Source organism: Streptomyces sp. NPDC046900, assembly GCF_040644975.1.
Lineage (GTDB): Bacteria > Actinomycetota > Actinomycetes > Streptomycetales > Streptomycetaceae > Streptomyces.
In genome coordinates, this window is the sequence record NZ_JBEYXD010000034.1 from 17,514 (window position 1) to 31,577 (window position 14,064).

Annotated in this window: 14 protein-coding genes and 1 pseudogene; 4 read left to right on the plus strand and 11 right to left on the minus strand. The window is 69.3% G+C overall.

Annotation, left to right across the window (positions count from 1 at the left end; translation table 11 throughout):
* Positions 1-53: 53 nt before the first annotated feature.
* Entirely contained in the window at positions 54-521 is a 468-nt protein-coding gene (locus tag ABZ904_RS28040; RefSeq protein WP_360993498.1) for an SLATT domain-containing protein, read from the plus strand.
* Between the two features lie 59 nt (positions 522-580).
* Here the strand turns inward: ABZ904_RS28040 and paaI are convergent, their stop codons facing one another.
* From paaI to ABZ904_RS28065, 5 genes are all read right to left on the minus strand, one after another.
* Entirely contained in the window at positions 581-1,009 is a 429-nt protein-coding gene (gene paaI / locus ABZ904_RS28045) for a hydroxyphenylacetyl-CoA thioesterase PaaI (protein WP_361826126.1), read from the minus strand.
* Positions 1,010-1,124: 115 nt separating this feature from the next.
* A complete protein-coding gene (locus tag ABZ904_RS28050; RefSeq protein ID WP_361826129.1) occupies positions 1,125-2,456 on the minus strand; it encodes an enolase C-terminal domain-like protein in 1,332 nt (443 codons plus the stop codon).
* A gap of 112 nt (positions 2,457-2,568) precedes the next feature.
* On the minus strand, positions 2,569-2,955 hold the full coding sequence (locus ABZ904_RS28055) for a PPOX class F420-dependent oxidoreductase (RefSeq protein WP_361826132.1): 387 nt from the start codon (positions 2,953-2,955) through the stop codon (positions 2,569-2,571).
* A gap of 100 nt (positions 2,956-3,055) precedes the next feature.
* Complete coding sequence (locus ABZ904_RS28060; RefSeq protein WP_361826135.1) at positions 3,056-3,697, minus strand: HAD family acid phosphatase; 642 nt, start codon at positions 3,695-3,697, stop codon at positions 3,056-3,058.
* 203 nt (positions 3,698-3,900) lie between these two features.
* Positions 3,901-4,278, minus strand: a complete 378-nt coding sequence (locus ABZ904_RS28065; RefSeq protein WP_361826138.1) for a type 1 glutamine amidotransferase domain-containing protein — start codon at positions 4,276-4,278, stop codon at positions 3,901-3,903.
* A gap of 6 nt (positions 4,279-4,284) precedes the next feature.
* Here ABZ904_RS28065 and ABZ904_RS28070 point away from each other — a divergent pair.
* Both ABZ904_RS28070 and ABZ904_RS28075 read left to right on the plus strand, forming a co-directional pair.
* A pseudogene (locus ABZ904_RS28070) lies at positions 4,285-4,478 on the plus strand (hypothetical protein); the annotation flags it as partial.
* 116 nt (positions 4,479-4,594) lie between these two features.
* Complete coding sequence (locus tag ABZ904_RS28075) at positions 4,595-6,001, plus strand: S1 family peptidase (RefSeq protein WP_360993516.1); 1,407 nt, start codon at positions 4,595-4,597, stop codon at positions 5,999-6,001.
* A 176-nt stretch (positions 6,002-6,177) separates the two neighbouring features.
* Here the strand turns inward: ABZ904_RS28075 and ABZ904_RS28080 are convergent, their stop codons facing one another.
* Positions 6,178-6,363, minus strand: coding sequence for a hypothetical protein (locus ABZ904_RS28080; protein ID WP_359404622.1), 186 nt, complete (start codon positions 6,361-6,363; stop codon positions 6,178-6,180).
* Positions 6,364-6,695: 332 nt separating this feature from the next.
* Here ABZ904_RS28080 and ABZ904_RS28085 point away from each other — a divergent pair, with 332 nt between their 5' ends.
* On the plus strand, positions 6,696-7,916 hold the full coding sequence (locus ABZ904_RS28085) for a transposase (RefSeq protein ID WP_361826141.1): 1,221 nt from the start codon (positions 6,696-6,698) through the stop codon (positions 7,914-7,916).
* A gap of 67 nt (positions 7,917-7,983) precedes the next feature.
* Here ABZ904_RS28085 and ABZ904_RS28090 read toward each other — a convergent pair whose 3' ends face one another.
* The 5 genes from ABZ904_RS28090 to ABZ904_RS28110 form a co-directional block, all read right to left on the minus strand.
* Positions 7,984-8,679, minus strand: a complete 696-nt coding sequence (locus tag ABZ904_RS28090; protein ID WP_360993522.1) for a L,D-transpeptidase — start codon at positions 8,677-8,679, stop codon at positions 7,984-7,986.
* A gap of 509 nt (positions 8,680-9,188) precedes the next feature.
* Positions 9,189-10,553, minus strand: a complete 1,365-nt coding sequence (locus ABZ904_RS28095; protein WP_361826145.1) for a GH1 family beta-glucosidase — start codon at positions 10,551-10,553, stop codon at positions 9,189-9,191.
* Positions 10,554-10,582: 29 nt separating this feature from the next.
* Positions 10,583-11,422: a carbohydrate ABC transporter permease gene (locus tag ABZ904_RS28100; RefSeq protein WP_359404651.1), complete on the minus strand. Its 840-nt coding sequence runs from the start codon at positions 11,420-11,422 to the stop codon at positions 10,583-10,585.
* Between the two features lie 52 nt (positions 11,423-11,474).
* On the minus strand, positions 11,475-12,473 hold the full coding sequence (locus tag ABZ904_RS28105; RefSeq protein WP_361826148.1) for a sugar ABC transporter permease: 999 nt from the start codon (positions 12,471-12,473) through the stop codon (positions 11,475-11,477).
* Between the two features lie 14 nt (positions 12,474-12,487).
* On the minus strand, positions 12,488-13,804 hold the full coding sequence (locus tag ABZ904_RS28110) for a sugar ABC transporter substrate-binding protein (protein WP_359404610.1): 1,317 nt from the start codon (positions 13,802-13,804) through the stop codon (positions 12,488-12,490).
* Positions 13,805-14,064 lie beyond the last annotated feature (260 nt).

Here is a 14,064-nt window from a genome sequence, read left to right on the forward strand (position 1 = left end):
GAAGATCACCGCTCGTCTTCCCCGGCGCCGGGCCGAACCTGGATGATGGTGTGATGAGACGACAGGCACGCCGCGACGAGGGCTGGACCTCGCAGCCGGACCCCCTACTGGCCCTGGCCCGGCGGGACTTGGCGTTCTACGGCAGGCAACGCGACCGCGCCAGGCGGGAGCACTACGCCACGGAGATCGGGGCCCTCGTCGCCACGTCGTCCACGGTCGTCGCGGCCGGCCTGCACGCACCCGCGTGGCTGACCGCCCTCATCGCGGGCAGCGCCGTCTTCTTCACCGGTATGCGCCAGCTTTTCAACCCCGCTCCCCGCTGGGTGCTGGCGTCCCAGTCCGGCCAGAGCCTGCGCCGGTCCGTCGACCGCTATCTGCTGCTCCCCGAAGCCGAGCGCGACACGGCGGCACGGACGGCGCTGCAGGCGACGATCGAGGAGGTCGGCGAGAACGAACTCCGGGAGTGGGCGGAGGTGCAGGGACGGAGCTCGGCACCGCCTGTTCCTACCACGGGTGCGTGACGGGCCGTCGGATCCTACGGCGTCGCCGGTGCGCGATGCACAGGGAGCCGTTGCGGGCCTCACTCCCCCGTCGGCCCGGGGGCCGGCACCGTGCGCAGACTGCGGCTGCGGCCGCGGAACTCGGCGATCAGCTCGTCACCGCGCAGGACGCTGACGTCGTAGATGCCGCTGCGCCCGAACCGGGTGCGTTCGCGCGCCGTGGCGACGAGCACATCGCCCTCGTGGGCCGGGGCCACGAAGTCGATGTCGGCCGCGGCGGCGACCGTCACGGGGCCGTGGCTGTTGCAGGCACAGGCGAAGGCGGTGTCCGCGAGGAGGAAGAGATAGCCGCCGTGGGCGATCCCGTGACCGTTGACCATGTCCGATGTCACGGTCATGCGCAGCACAGCGGTCCCGCGGCCGTGCTCCAGCAGCTCGATGCCGAGCCGCCGCGAGGCCTTGTCCTCGGCGAACATGGCCTCCGCCGCGGAGTCCTGCGCAGATGACATCCCACTCACCACCTCAGGTGCCGAACGAACATTCGGTCAGCATAGTCGGCCAGACCGCCCGCGACCGGGCGGATGCCGCGTTCTCCGCCGGGCGCGAGGGACCGTGCCGTGCGGGCTACGGCCGCACCAGGCAGGGCCGCTTGCTGTCGAAGGCCCATCCCTGGACGAGGTACTGCATGCTCACGGCGTCGTCGCGGTCCGGCGGCGCCTTGCGCAGGTAGAGGTCGTGGGCGGCCATGAGCTGGTCCCGGTCGAGCCGCACACCGAGGCCGGGTGTGTCGGTAACGGCGACCTCGCCGCCGGTGATCCGCGGCGGCTCGGCGGTGAGGCGCTCCAGCCCCTCCTGCCAGATCCAGTGTGTGTCCAGCGCGTTGTACTCGCCGGGGGCGGCGGCTCCGCAATGGGCCATCATGGCCAGGGAGATGTCGAAGTGGTTGTTGGAGTGGCAACCCCACGTCAGCCCCATGGCGTTGCACAACTGGGCCACTCTCACCGACCCCTGCATGGTCCAGAAGTGCGGATCGGCGAGCGGGATGGAGACGGACTGGAGCGCCAGCGCGTGGGTGAGCTGACGCCAGTCGGTCGCGATCATGTTGGTGGCCGTGGGCAGCCCCGTGGCCCGGCGGAACTCCGCGAGGATCTCCCGGCCGGAGTAGCCGCCCTCGGGCCCGCAGGGGTCTTCGGCGTAGGCGAGGGTGCCGACGAGTGGGCGGCACAGCTCGACGGCCTCCCGCAGGGACCACGCGCCGTTCGGGTCGAGGGTGATCCGGGCGTCGGGAAAGCGCTTCTTGAGCGCGCGGACCGCCTCGGCCTCCTCCCCGCCCGGCAGGACACCGCCCTTGAGTTTGAAGTCCCTGAATCCGTAGTGGTCCTGGGTGGCCTCGGCCTGCCGGACGATCGCCTCGGGGGTGAGCGCCTCCTCGCGGCGGATCCGGTACCAGTCCACGGAGGCGTCGGGTTCGCGGACGTATTCCAGGTCCGTGCGGTCGGGGTCGCCGACGTAGAAGAGGTAGCCGAGGACGCGGACGGAGTCGCGCTGCTTGCCGTCGCCCAGCAGAGCGGCGACGGGCACCTCCAGATGCTGCCCGAGGAGGTCGAGCAGCGCCGACTCGACGGCGGTGACCGCGTGCACCGTCGTGCGCCGGTCGAAGGTCTGCTCGCCGCGGCCGCCGGAATCCCGGTCGGCGAACCGGTCGCCCATCGCGCGCAGGACGCGTCGGTAATCGCCCACACGCGCGCCGACGACCAGCGGTTCGGCCTCGCGCAGGGTGCGCGTGATCCCTTCCCCGCCGGGGACCTCGCCCAGTCCGGTACGCCCTTCGGAGTCCTCGACGACAACGACGTTGCGGGTGAAGTAGGGGCCGTGGGCGCCGGAGAGGTTGAGTGCCATGGAGTCCCGGCCGGCGACCGGGTACACGGAGAACGAGGTGACGACCGGTTGGCTCATATCGTCCTCACATGCAGATGCCGTCTACCCATGTAGACAGACATTAGGTGGAGGAACCAGCGAGGTCAATGGGCGCCGGTGATCGTCGCGACGCCCGCTCAGCCGGGTGGTGTCAGGATGTCGGCGTCACCCGGATACCGACCGTCCCCTGCTCACCCCTCCGCAGCCGGCTGCCCAGGAGGGTGAGGCGGCCGAGGATGCCGTACTTGCGCGCGATCAGCTGCCGGTAGCGGGCCGTGGCGGGGGCGTCGGTCAACTCGGCGGTGGCCGGGACCTGATCGCCGGTCGGATTGCCGCGCACGTCGCAGGGCCCCACGAGGACATCGGCGCGGGCCCGGATCCGCTTGACCTTCCAGGAGTCCGCGGTGGTCCACACACCGAGCGCGTCACCGTCCCGCACCACCCAGACCGGGGTGGCGACCCCGGTGCCGTTCTTGCGGTAACTGGTGATCAGCAGATATTTGCCCGTCGCGAGCCGGTCCAGGGAGGCATCGTCCATGGGCCGCAAGTCTAGGCACCTCGCGGCCCGGCACGGCATCGTACGGGGCGCCGGTACGGGTGTACGGCCGTACCGGCGCCGGGATACGCGAAGAGCAGCGTCAGGAGAGCCGGCCGCCGTAGTCGGGCAGCTTGAAGGTGCGCTCGGCGTGGCCGCCGACCAGGTCGCTGTCGTTGTTGCCGACGTTGGCGATGATCGTGTAGCCCGTCGCCTCGATCTCCGCGCGCTTGGCGGTCTTGTACGCGCTGACCTCGTCGAACAGGTCCGGCAGGTCACGCACGTACAGCCCGTCGACCGGGTAGCCCACGGTCTTGAGGTTCCACTCGGTGAGCTCCTCGATGATGCCGGGGCGCGCGGTGACGAAGAAGACGGAGACGCCGCGGGACTTGGCGTACTTGGCCAGGTCCAGCGAAGGCTTCACCGCCGGGGTGGGCAGCTGGTACCAGGGGTGGAAGTACGTCTCCAGCGTGGTGTTGTCGATGTCGAAGACGATCGCGAGCCTCTGCCCGGCGGCGTTCGCGGTGCGCTGCTGGACGTACGGCCGCGCCTGGTCGATGACGGACTTCACGTCCGCCTGCCAGGTGGCGTAGTCGACGGCGGAGGCCTGTGCCGCCGTCACGCTCACGGTGGTCTTGACAGGAGCCGCCGAAGCCGTCTGCGCGGCGGCGACCGTGCCGCCGATACTCAGCGCCACGACCGCCGATACCGCGCCGATCCGGCGCCCCACACCCGGTCTTGTCATGCCGGTCCCTTCTCTCGCGTCCAACTCGCTTCAGATCGGCGGCAGTTCCTCGACCGCCGTCGCGCTCGACATGTTCACGTCCAAGAGTGGACGACAGACCACCGAGAAGTTACTCCCCGGTAGAAAGTTACTCGCGAGTAGATCCGGGCAGGGGCGCTCACCTGGCCAGAAGGGCCAGGAACCGCCGTGCGAAGAGATAAGCGTCACCCGGCCAGCGGGCGGAGAGGCACGAACGCATGGCTGTCGTCGGTGGCGGTGCCGCGTCGGGTGAGCACGCGGGGCCCGCGCTCGAACCGGGCCCCCGGCCCGGTGAGCGCCGAGCGCACCTCGTACTCCACGTACGCCGGGTACGTGCGGTAGTAGCGGCCAAGACGCCAGGCTGTGGTGAGGTACGCGGTGCGCTCCATGTACTTCGGCAGACAGGTCGTACGGCGGCCGGCCAGCACGCTGCGTCCGGTTCCGCCGTCAGGCGTCCGCGCAAGGACCAGGACGCCGTGGCAGATCGCACCGACCGGCCGCTCGAGCGCCCAGAACCGGGCGACCTGCCGCCGAAGTTCGCCGGAGCCGAGGTACTGCCGCATGCCGGCTCACGGCTGGACCCGTGGGTGCAACTCGCCGACTTCCTCGCCGGGATCACCCGGAAGATCGCCTCGGACGAGCTGAACGGACGAGGTGATCCCACGCCGCGCTGTTGCGGCCGTACGTGGAGGGGGACTCGATGTGGGGCGACGAGCGCAGCGGCGTGCTGCTGGGGCCGTTCTCGGCATCGCCCACAGGGTGAGTTCCACGGCTCCTCGCTGAACACCCCGGCGCGGCCGCACGTATGGAGTGGAGGCGCTCGACGACCGGAGTGCCCCGCGGTGGTGACGCCGTGCGTTCGCAGTTCGGGAGCCATGGATGAGGCATGCACGACGACGGATGGTCCGGCGGGGGGCACGCATCGCGGCGGCCGGCGGAGTGCTCCTGGGAGGACTGATGGTCACCCAGGCTCTGGCCGCCGAACCGTCCGGCGCGCAGACTCCCGACAGCACATCGGTGCAGGTCGCCTCACGGACGGGTGCCGAACTGCTGGCAGGGCTCGGCACCTCGCGCACAGCGGGCAGCTGGGTGGCCTCCGACGGCACACCCGTCGTGGCCGTGACCGACCGTGCCGCGGCCTCTCGCGTCACGGCGGCCGGGGCCCGGGCGAAGATGGTCGGCCACAGTATGGACCAGCTCAAGTCAGCCACGCAGGAGCTGAGTTCGGCGCCCAGGGTGGCCGGCACCGCCTGGGCTGTGGACTACCGGACCAACAAGGTCGTGGTGGAGGCCGACAGCAGCGTCTCCGCCTCAGACTGGTCCCGGATGACCCGACTCGCCGACGGCATCGGCGACTTCGTGCACATGGAGCGCACCCAGGGCAGATTCACCACCCGGGTGAACGGCGCGCAGCCCATCTTCTCGACCAGTGGCCGCTGTTCGGCCGGCTTCAATGTGACCAACGGCCAGAGCAAGTTCATCCTCACCGCCGGACACTGCGGGCCCGGCGGCACGCTCTGGTTCTCCGACAACACGGGCCGCACGCAGCTGGGCCGGACGGTGACATCGGAGTTCCCGGGCAACGGAGACTTCTCCCTCATCCGGTACGAGAACGGTCAGGAGACCCCCGGCGAGAACGTGGTGGCCATCGGCGGCGGTCGCGGTGTGCGCATCACGGCGTCCGGGGACCCGGTCGTCGGGCAGAAGGTCTTCCGCAGCGGCAGTACCAGCGGTCTGCGCGAGGGCGAGGTCACCGCGCTGGGCGCCACGGTCAACTATCCCGAGGGTACGGTCACCGGCCTCATCCAGACCACGGTGTGCGCCGAACCGGGAGACAGCGGCGGCCCGTTGTTCTCCGAGGGCATCGCGCTCGGGGTCACGTCGGGCGGCAGCGGGGACTGCCGGTCGGGCGGTACGACGTTCTTCCAGCCGGTGACGCAGGCGATGGCGGCGCTGGGTGTGCAGCTCACCGGGCAGTCGCCGGCGTCGGCGAGTGCGGGCGCCCAGACCTCGGGAGGTCCCGCGCCGTCCGCCTCGCCCGCGCAGGGTGCGGCCATCGTGCCCGGCTCGGCGGCTCCCGGCCCGGCGGCTCCCGGCGCGGTCCAGGGGGTCGGGGTCACCGGTGCCTCCGACGGCTTCGTGGCACGGCTCACCGACCCGCGGAACGTCGGGCCGGGCCTTCTCGTCATCGCGGGCAGCCTCGTCGCCCTGGTCGCCACCCGCTACATCCGCACGGAACAGGAGCGCAACGCCTACCGCCGCGCCTACTCCGGCACTTGGGGCTGAGGCTCCTCAGGCACGGGTGCGCAGCGCCGGCGCCCGTGCCTGAGCGGCGTCGGACGGCGTGCTAGGGCCGTTGCTGTTGAGAACGGCGGGTATCGAGGGAAACGGGGAGAGCAGCGGATCTGCCGAGCCGTCGGTCTTCCGAAGCGGGGAGCTTCACGCAGCGACCGGGCGGGCCCTCACGCCGCTTGCGTCGGGTCCGGCGACGCCGCGGCCCATTCCTTGACGAGCCGCTCGTACTCCCGCCGCTCCTCCATGCTCAGCGTCCCGCCGCTCCGGAACCACAAGGCCCGGATCTCCTCGTTCACCTCGTCGGCGGAGCGTTCCGCCGCAGGTTGGGGAGTGGTGGACATGCCGTGAAGCATACGGGGCCCGGCGTGAAGGCGCTGTGAGTAATCAGGCATCTCCTGGCATTCCGGGCCGTGAAGCTGATCACTTCTCAGGAGGGAACAGGGACGCACCCACGTGGGTTGTACGTGGCCCGGCCGTGCACGAGGACGACCGGGCCGCGGGTTCACCGGCTTTCTCCGAGGATGCCCCGGCCTTCAGGCCGGGGAGGAATCGGACTCCTGCGGAGCAGGGCAGGGACAGCCGGATCGCCGTCAGGGCGATCCGGCGTCCACCCCGCACGGCCGTGATGCCGCCCACAACGGTCAAGAACTCTCAACTGTCAGTCCTCCCAGGTAGGTTCGGATGCATGACGACAGAAGCGACCACGAAGGACACCGGGCATGCCCGGTACACCTTCCGTGTACGCCTGTCGAAGACAGCCCGGCGCGCACTCGAAGCCGAGTGGGATCGCTGCCGGTGGCTCTGGAATGAATGCGTGGCCAAGTCCAAGCAGGTCCACCGGCAGAGCAAGGAGTCCGGCGAGAAGCTGACGTGTGGTCCGGCGCAGTTGGACAGGATGCTGACTGAGGCGCGTCGGGTGATGCCGTGGCTGGCCGAGGGTGCCTCGGTGCCGCAGCAGCAGGTGATTCGGGACTTCGCCAGGTCGAAGGCGAAGGCGTTGAAGGACGTCAAGGACGGGCTTGCGCAGCACCGCCGGGCGGGGATGCCCCGCTTCAAGCGGAAGCGGGAGGCCAGGCCGAGCCTGAACTACACGAAGCGGGGTTTCCGTCTGAAGGACGGTCGTCTGCACCTTGCGGGCCAGATCGTGCTGAGCGTGGTGTGGTCGCGGGCTCTTCCGGCCGACCCGTCGAGTGTGCGCGTGTACCGGGACACGCTCGGGCACTGGTATGTGTCCTTCGTCGCCCCCGCGCAGAGCGAACCGCTTGCCCTCACGGGGCGGGTGCTCGGGGTGGACTGGGGTGTGAAGGAGACCGCGACCACCACCGACGACGCCTACGACCTTCCGCATGCCGAACACGGCAAGCGGTCCGCTCAGCGGCTCGCGAAGTACCAGCGGATGATGGCCCGGCGCCGGCGACCGAAAGGACAGCGTGCATCCACCGGCTACCGGAAGGCGCAGGCACAGGCAGCGAAGCTGCACAGGAAGATCGCGCGGCAGCGGGAGGACACCGGCCGCAAGTGGGCCAAGGCCGTCATGCGCGATCATGACGGAGTGGCGGTGGAGGACTTCAGGCCGAAGTTCCTCGCGAAGACCACCATGGCCCGCAAGGCGGCCGACGCGGCCATCGCGGCGACGAAGCGTGCCCCGGTCGAGATGGGCCGCAAGCACGCACGGGACGTCCGTCTCGTGCACCCGGCGCACACCACGATGGACTGCGCAACGTGCGGGGCGAGAACCAAGCACGCACTCCCTCTCTCGATGAGAACGTATGCCTGCACCGTGTGCGGAGCCGTGTCCCCCAGGGACAAGAACTCCGCCCGCGTGATGCTGGTCCGGGCAGGTTGGAACCCGGACGGTGTCGAGGGCGTGAGACCACCTGAGCCGCTGGCTCCGGTGGCAGCCTGAGCCGTACATCCCCGCTCAACCCTGGAGGGTGGAGAATCCCCTCCCTTCAGGGAGGGGAGCCTTCAAATCAGGTGCCCGGCTTGCGGCCGTACACGAACACGTCGTCGCCGACCTTGAGCAGCGACCAGTACTTCTTGGCGTCCGTCGTGGTCATGTTGACGCAGCCGTGGGAGCCCGGCGGGTTCCACATGCTGAGACCGACGGAGTGGAAGGCCTGGCCGCCGTCGAAGAACTGGCTGTACGGCATGGGCACGTGGTAAACGCTCGACACATGGTCGATGTCCCGCCAGTAGATCTTCTTCAGTCCGGTGCGGGTCTCGTAGCCGTTGCGGCCGGTGCGCACCGGGACCGGGCCGTAGACGAGCCGGCTGCCGTCCTGGATCCAGCTGAGCTGGAGCGTGAGGTTCACACACGCGATACGGCCCTTGTTGACGGGGCACTTCCCGTCCTTGTTGGGGTTCTTCCCGACGGCCTTCTGCTTGTTCATGAGGTCCATCACGCCCCAGGTGACGGGACCCGCGTAGCCGATGGTCGGGGTGATGCCGTGCTTGTTCTGGAAGGCCTGGATGGCTTTGCAGTCGGCGGCGGACTGCTTGCCGTCGACCGGCCGGCCGAGGAACTTCTCGACCTGCTTCTGATACGGGCCGGTACTCGTGGTGCAACTCGCGGCACCCGCGGGCGCGGCGCTGAGTGCGAGTGTGAGCGGAGTCACCAATGCGGTGATGCCCAGTGCGACGGCTCCCCGTCTGCGTATGTCCCCCATGGCGGCCCTTTCGTCATCCGTGCGCGCCCCGAGCGGGGTGCTCTCCCCTGAGTAACAGGTTTCGTGTGATAGACCGGCATCGAGCCGCCCTGGTTGTAGCACGAATCACACTGCGACGAAACGGTGACATTCCACCGGGATCCCCCTCCGCGGTGGTGAGCGGGGGCACACGGCGGCCCCGGCCGTGGTACGGGGGCCGATACGGATCCGACCGCGGAGCGGGGAACAGGGTCGCGCTGATCGCCGGCACCATGCTGCCGACCGGTGCGGCGAGCAGCGGAGTGGCAATGGTGAGCACCCCCGCCACGGCTCCCCCACCGGGCACAGCACCAGCACGGCCACGGGGACGACGTCTGGGGCGGCTACGGCTGGTACTGAAGGTACTGACGCCCTCCGGGTCCACGACCGGGTGCCGGCCCGCGGCTCAGGGCGCGGATGGGCACCCGGCGTTGAGTACCGCTGCTGCCCGGGTGTGGCGCGGACGCGCGCCACACCCGGGCGAGCACGGCTCAGGCGGCCTTGTCGGCCCGGCGCTGGTGGGTGCGCACGATGTCCGCGTACCGGTGCCCGGTGCCCTTGATCGTCCGGACCTGGGTGCGGTAGTCGACATGGACGAGGCCGAACCGCTTGTCGTAGCCGTACGCCCACTCGAAGTTGTCGAGCAGCGACCAGGCGAAATAGCCGGCCAGCGGGGCGCCCTTGCGGGCCGCCGAGGCGCAGGCCGCGAGATGCCCGATCAGGTAGTCCTGGCGTTCGGGGTCGTCCACGGTGCCGTCGGGACGTACGACGTCGGGGAAGGAGGAGCCGTTCTCGGTGACGAAGAGCCTGCGGGCGCCGTAGTCGTCGGTGAGGCGCAGCAGCAACGTCTCGATGCCCCTCGCGTCGATCTCCCAGTCCATGCCGGTGCGCGGCACTCCGGAGCGGCGCACCGAGCGGACGCGGGGAGCCGGACCGGCCGGGTCGTCGGCGACAGTGGCCGGGAAGTAGTAGTTCAGGCCCAGCCAGTCCAGCGGTGCGGCGATCGTCTCCAGGTCGCCGGAACGCTCGGGGAGTTCGACCCCGTAGACCTCGCGCATGTCCTCCGGGAAGCCGCGGCCGTGGACCGGGTCCAGCCACCAGCGGTTGACATGACCGTCCATGCGGTGGGCCGCGGCCTGGTCCTCGGGGCTGTCGCTGGCGGCGTGCACGGTGGACAGGTTGTTGACGATGCCGACCCGGGCGTCCGGGGCGGCGGCGCGGATCGCCTGGACGGCGAGGCCGTGGCCGAGGAGCAGGTGGTAGGAAGCACGGATGGCGGCGGTCAGATCGGTGAGACCGGGGGCCATCTTGCCCTCGAGGTGTCCGATCCAGGCCGAGCACAGCGGTTCGTTGAGCGTCGCCCAGTGGGTGACGCGGTCGCCCAGCCGTTCGGCGACGACCGACGCGTAGGCGGCGAAGTGCTCGGCGGTCTCCCGCTCGGGCCAGCCGCCCCGGTCCTGGAGCACCTGCGGCAGGTCCCAGTGGTACAGAGTGACCGACGGGGTGATGCCGGCCTCAAGCAGGGCGTCGACCAACTCGTCGTAGAAGGCGAGCCCCTTGGGGTTCACCGGGCCGTCGCCACCGGGGACCACCCGGGGCCAGGCGATGGACAGCCGGTAGGCGTTGGTGCCGAGTTGCTTCATCAACCCGATGTCCTCGCGCCAGCGGTGGTAGTGGTCGCAGGCGACGTCGCCGTTGTCGTCACCTGCGATCTTTCCCGGGGTGTGCGAGAAGGTGTCCCAGATCGACGGCGAGCGGCCGTCCTCGTCGACGGCCCCCTCGATCTGGTACGCCGATGTGGCCGTGCCCCACAGGAAGTCGTGCGGGAGCGCGGCGAGGTCGATGCGTTCGGACACAGAAGTCCTCTCAGGAATAGGTGTGTCGGTCACTTCACGGCTCCGGCGGTGAGCCCGGTGACGAGGTAGCGCTGCAGCAGCAGGAAGCCCGCGACCACGGGGACGCTGACGACGAGCGAGGCGGCCATGATCTGGTTCCAGTAGACGTCGTTCAGCGTCGAGTAGCCCTGCAGGCCGACGGCGAGGGTGCGGGTGGTGTCGTTGGTCATCACGGAGGCGAAGAGCACCTCGCCCCAGGCGGTCATGAAGGCGTAGACGGCGACCGCGACGATGCCGGGGATCGCGGCCGGCACGACGATCCGGAAGAGCGCGCCGAGCGGTCCGCAGCCGTCCACCAGCGCCGCCTCGTCCAGATCGCGCGGCACCGAGTCGAGATACCCGATGAGCATCCAGATCGAGAACGGCAGCGAGAAGGTGAGATACGTCAGGATCAGCCCGCCGCGCGAGCCGAACAGGGCGATGCCGGTGGCGTTGCCGATGTTGACGTACAGCAGGAACAGCGGGAGCAGGAAGAGGATGCCCGGGAACATCTGGGTGGACAGCACGGTGACCGTGAAGACGCGCTTGCCCCGGAAGTCGTAGCGGCTGACGGCGTACGCCGAGAACACCGCGATCACCACCGAGCAGACGGTCGCCGCACCCGCCACGATCAGCGAGTTCATGAAGTACTTGGCCAGCGGGACCGTCGACCAGATGTCGATGTAGGGGCGGATCGTCAGGCCGCTCGGCAGCCAGCGGAACTTCCCCGACACATCCGCGAGCGGCTTCAGGGAGCTGGAGACCATCACGTAGACCGGTATCAGGACGAAGCCGGTGAGCAGTGTGAGGAAGATCCGCCGGGACCAGAGGAAGGAGCGCGGCGGGGCCATCGGCGACCGGGGCGCACTGGGCGTACGCGTCAGGCGCGGTGTCCGGATGGTGCTAGACATCGGCCGTCTTCCTTCCTCGGGAGGTCAGCAGCAGGTACACGCCCGTCACGACGAGCAGGAAGAGCAGCAGCAGCACGGACATGGCCGAGCCGGTGCCGAAGTTCCAGGTGACGAACGAGGCTTGGTAGATGTGGACCGAGATGAGGTCCGCTGCCTCGGGCGCGGCCCTGCCGAACAGGACGAACGGGGTGTTGAAGTCGTTGAACGTCCACAGGAACAGCACCAGGATCAGCACCTGGTTGACCGCGCGCAGCGACGGCAGGGTGATGCGGCGGATCTGCTGCCACATCCCGGCGCCGTCGAGGGCGGCCGCCTCGTACAGCTCCCTGGGGATGTTCTGCAGACCGGCCATGACGATGAGGAAGGCGAAGGGCCACCCCTTCCAGACGGACACGACGAGCAGGGCGATGAAGCTGTTGTCGCCGATGAGCCAGAACGACGGCTTGTCCGTGAGGTGCAGCTGGTCGTGCAGGACGTGGTTCACCAGGCCGTTGTCGTGCTGGAACATGAACACCCAGGTGATGACGGCGGCGTAGACGGGCAGCGCGTACGGCACGAGGAAGAGCGCCCGCAGCAGCCCGCGGCCGCGGAAGGCGTCCTGCATGTAGATCGCGGCCACGGTGCCGATCAGCCAGCACAGCCCCACCGACAGGAGGGTGAAGGCGACGGTGACGAGGAACGAGTGGAGCAGCGCGTCCCCCACGGGGGCGTTGAAGTCCACCGAGACCTTGTAGTTGTCCAGGCCCGACCAGGGGGCGGTGCCCCAGTCGCGGATGTAGAACTGCGTGAGCTCCTTGAAGCTCATCACGATGCCGATCACCATCGGCACCAGATGGACCAGGAGTTCGAGGATCAGGGCGGGCAGGAGCAGCAGGTAGGGCAGTGCGATGCGGCGGATCCGCCCGGTGCGGCGCGGGCCGCGCGCCGCACCGGGGGAGCTCTTCCGTACCGTCCGCTCGCCAGGTTCGGCGGAGGCGGTCGTGGTGGTCATGGCTGTGTCCGCGCTCACTTCGCCGGCATCTGCTGCTGGGCCTTCTGGAGTGCCGCCTTCACCGACTCGGTGGTCACCGGCCGTCCGGCCGCGGCGTCGGCGAACAGTCCCTTGACGGCCGTGCCGACCGTCGTCTCGAACTGGGACTCGTCGGCGACCTGCGGCAGTGCGGCGGCGCTGGTGGCGAGGGTGTTCTTGAGCACGGCGTTCGCCGGGCTGTTGAACGCGGCGTCCGACTGGGCGTTCTTGACCGGCGGGATGGAGCTGTACGCGGTGTTGAGGATCTTCTGCTCCGCGTCGCTGGTCATGAACTTCACGAACTGCGTGGCGCCGTCGAGGTTGTGCGAGTTCTTGAAGACAGCCAGGTTGATTCCGGCCACCATCGAGTTGACGTTCGTGCCCGTCCCCGGGGCGCCGGACTGCACGGGCACCGGGGCGATGCCGTACGCGTCCTCGCTCATGCCCTGCGACTTGAGGTTGGCGGAGGCGGACTGCCACAGGAGGATCGCCGTCTTGCCCTTGGCGAAGTCGCTCACCGACTGGTTCTGCGCGTACTCGGCGTTGCCCTGCGGGATGACCTTGTCCTTGGCCATCAGATCGACGTACTGCTTGACCGCGGCGACCACTCCGTCGCTCGTGAAGTCGGCCTTGCCGTCCGCGGTGAAGAAGTCGGCGCCGTGCTGCTTGGCGAAGACGAAGACGTGGTGGATGTTCTCCGAGACGTTGGAGCCCTCGGCGCCGAGGACCTGCTTGCCCTTCTGCTGGATCTTCTTGCCGTCCGCGACCAGCTCGTTCCAGGTGGCCGGGGGCTGGGAGATGCCGGCGTCGCTGAAGATCTGCTTGTTGTAGTAGAGCGCGTACGCCATCGAGTACAGCGGTACCGCGGCCGGGTCCTTGCCCTGCGCGCCCGTGGAGCCGAGCGCCGAGTCGACGAAGCGGTCCTTTCCGCCGATCTTGTCGAAGTTCTTGGCGTCCCACGGCAGCAGCGCCCCGGTGGCCTGCAGGGAGGCGCTCCAGGTGTTGCCGATGTTCAGCACGTCGGGGCCCTGACCGGACGTGGTCGCGGTGAGGATCCGGTTCAGCAGGTCCGACCAGGGGACGACCTCCAGCTTGACCTTGATCCCGGTCTGCTTCTCGAACTTGTCGAGCTCGGGCTGGAGGACCTTCTTGTCGACTTCGATGCTGGCGCCCTGGTTGGAGGCCCAGTACGTGAGCGTCTTCGGCGAGTCGTTGGACCCGCCGTTCGTCGACGAACCGCCTCCGCAGGCCGAGGCGGCAAGGGCGAGAGACAAGGTGACGGCGCCTACGGCCGCGGCTCGGATACTGCGCATGGCTCCTGGTGTCCCTTTCCGGGAGTCGAAACCCAGAGGAAGGCTGCGGCAGCGGCACACGTGCGGCCCCCGAAGCTCCTCATGGCTTAATTTAGGACGTGAGTTAAACCTCAACGGGTAGGTACGTCAAGGGTTCTCACACCCCTCGCGGAATCCGGTTTCAACTCTTGATGCATCCGTACGACGGCTGAGGCATTCGCAGGGGGGCGAGCGCCCCGTCCCACCTCGTCCCCGCACGACCGCGCGCCCCGGTTCGCGCC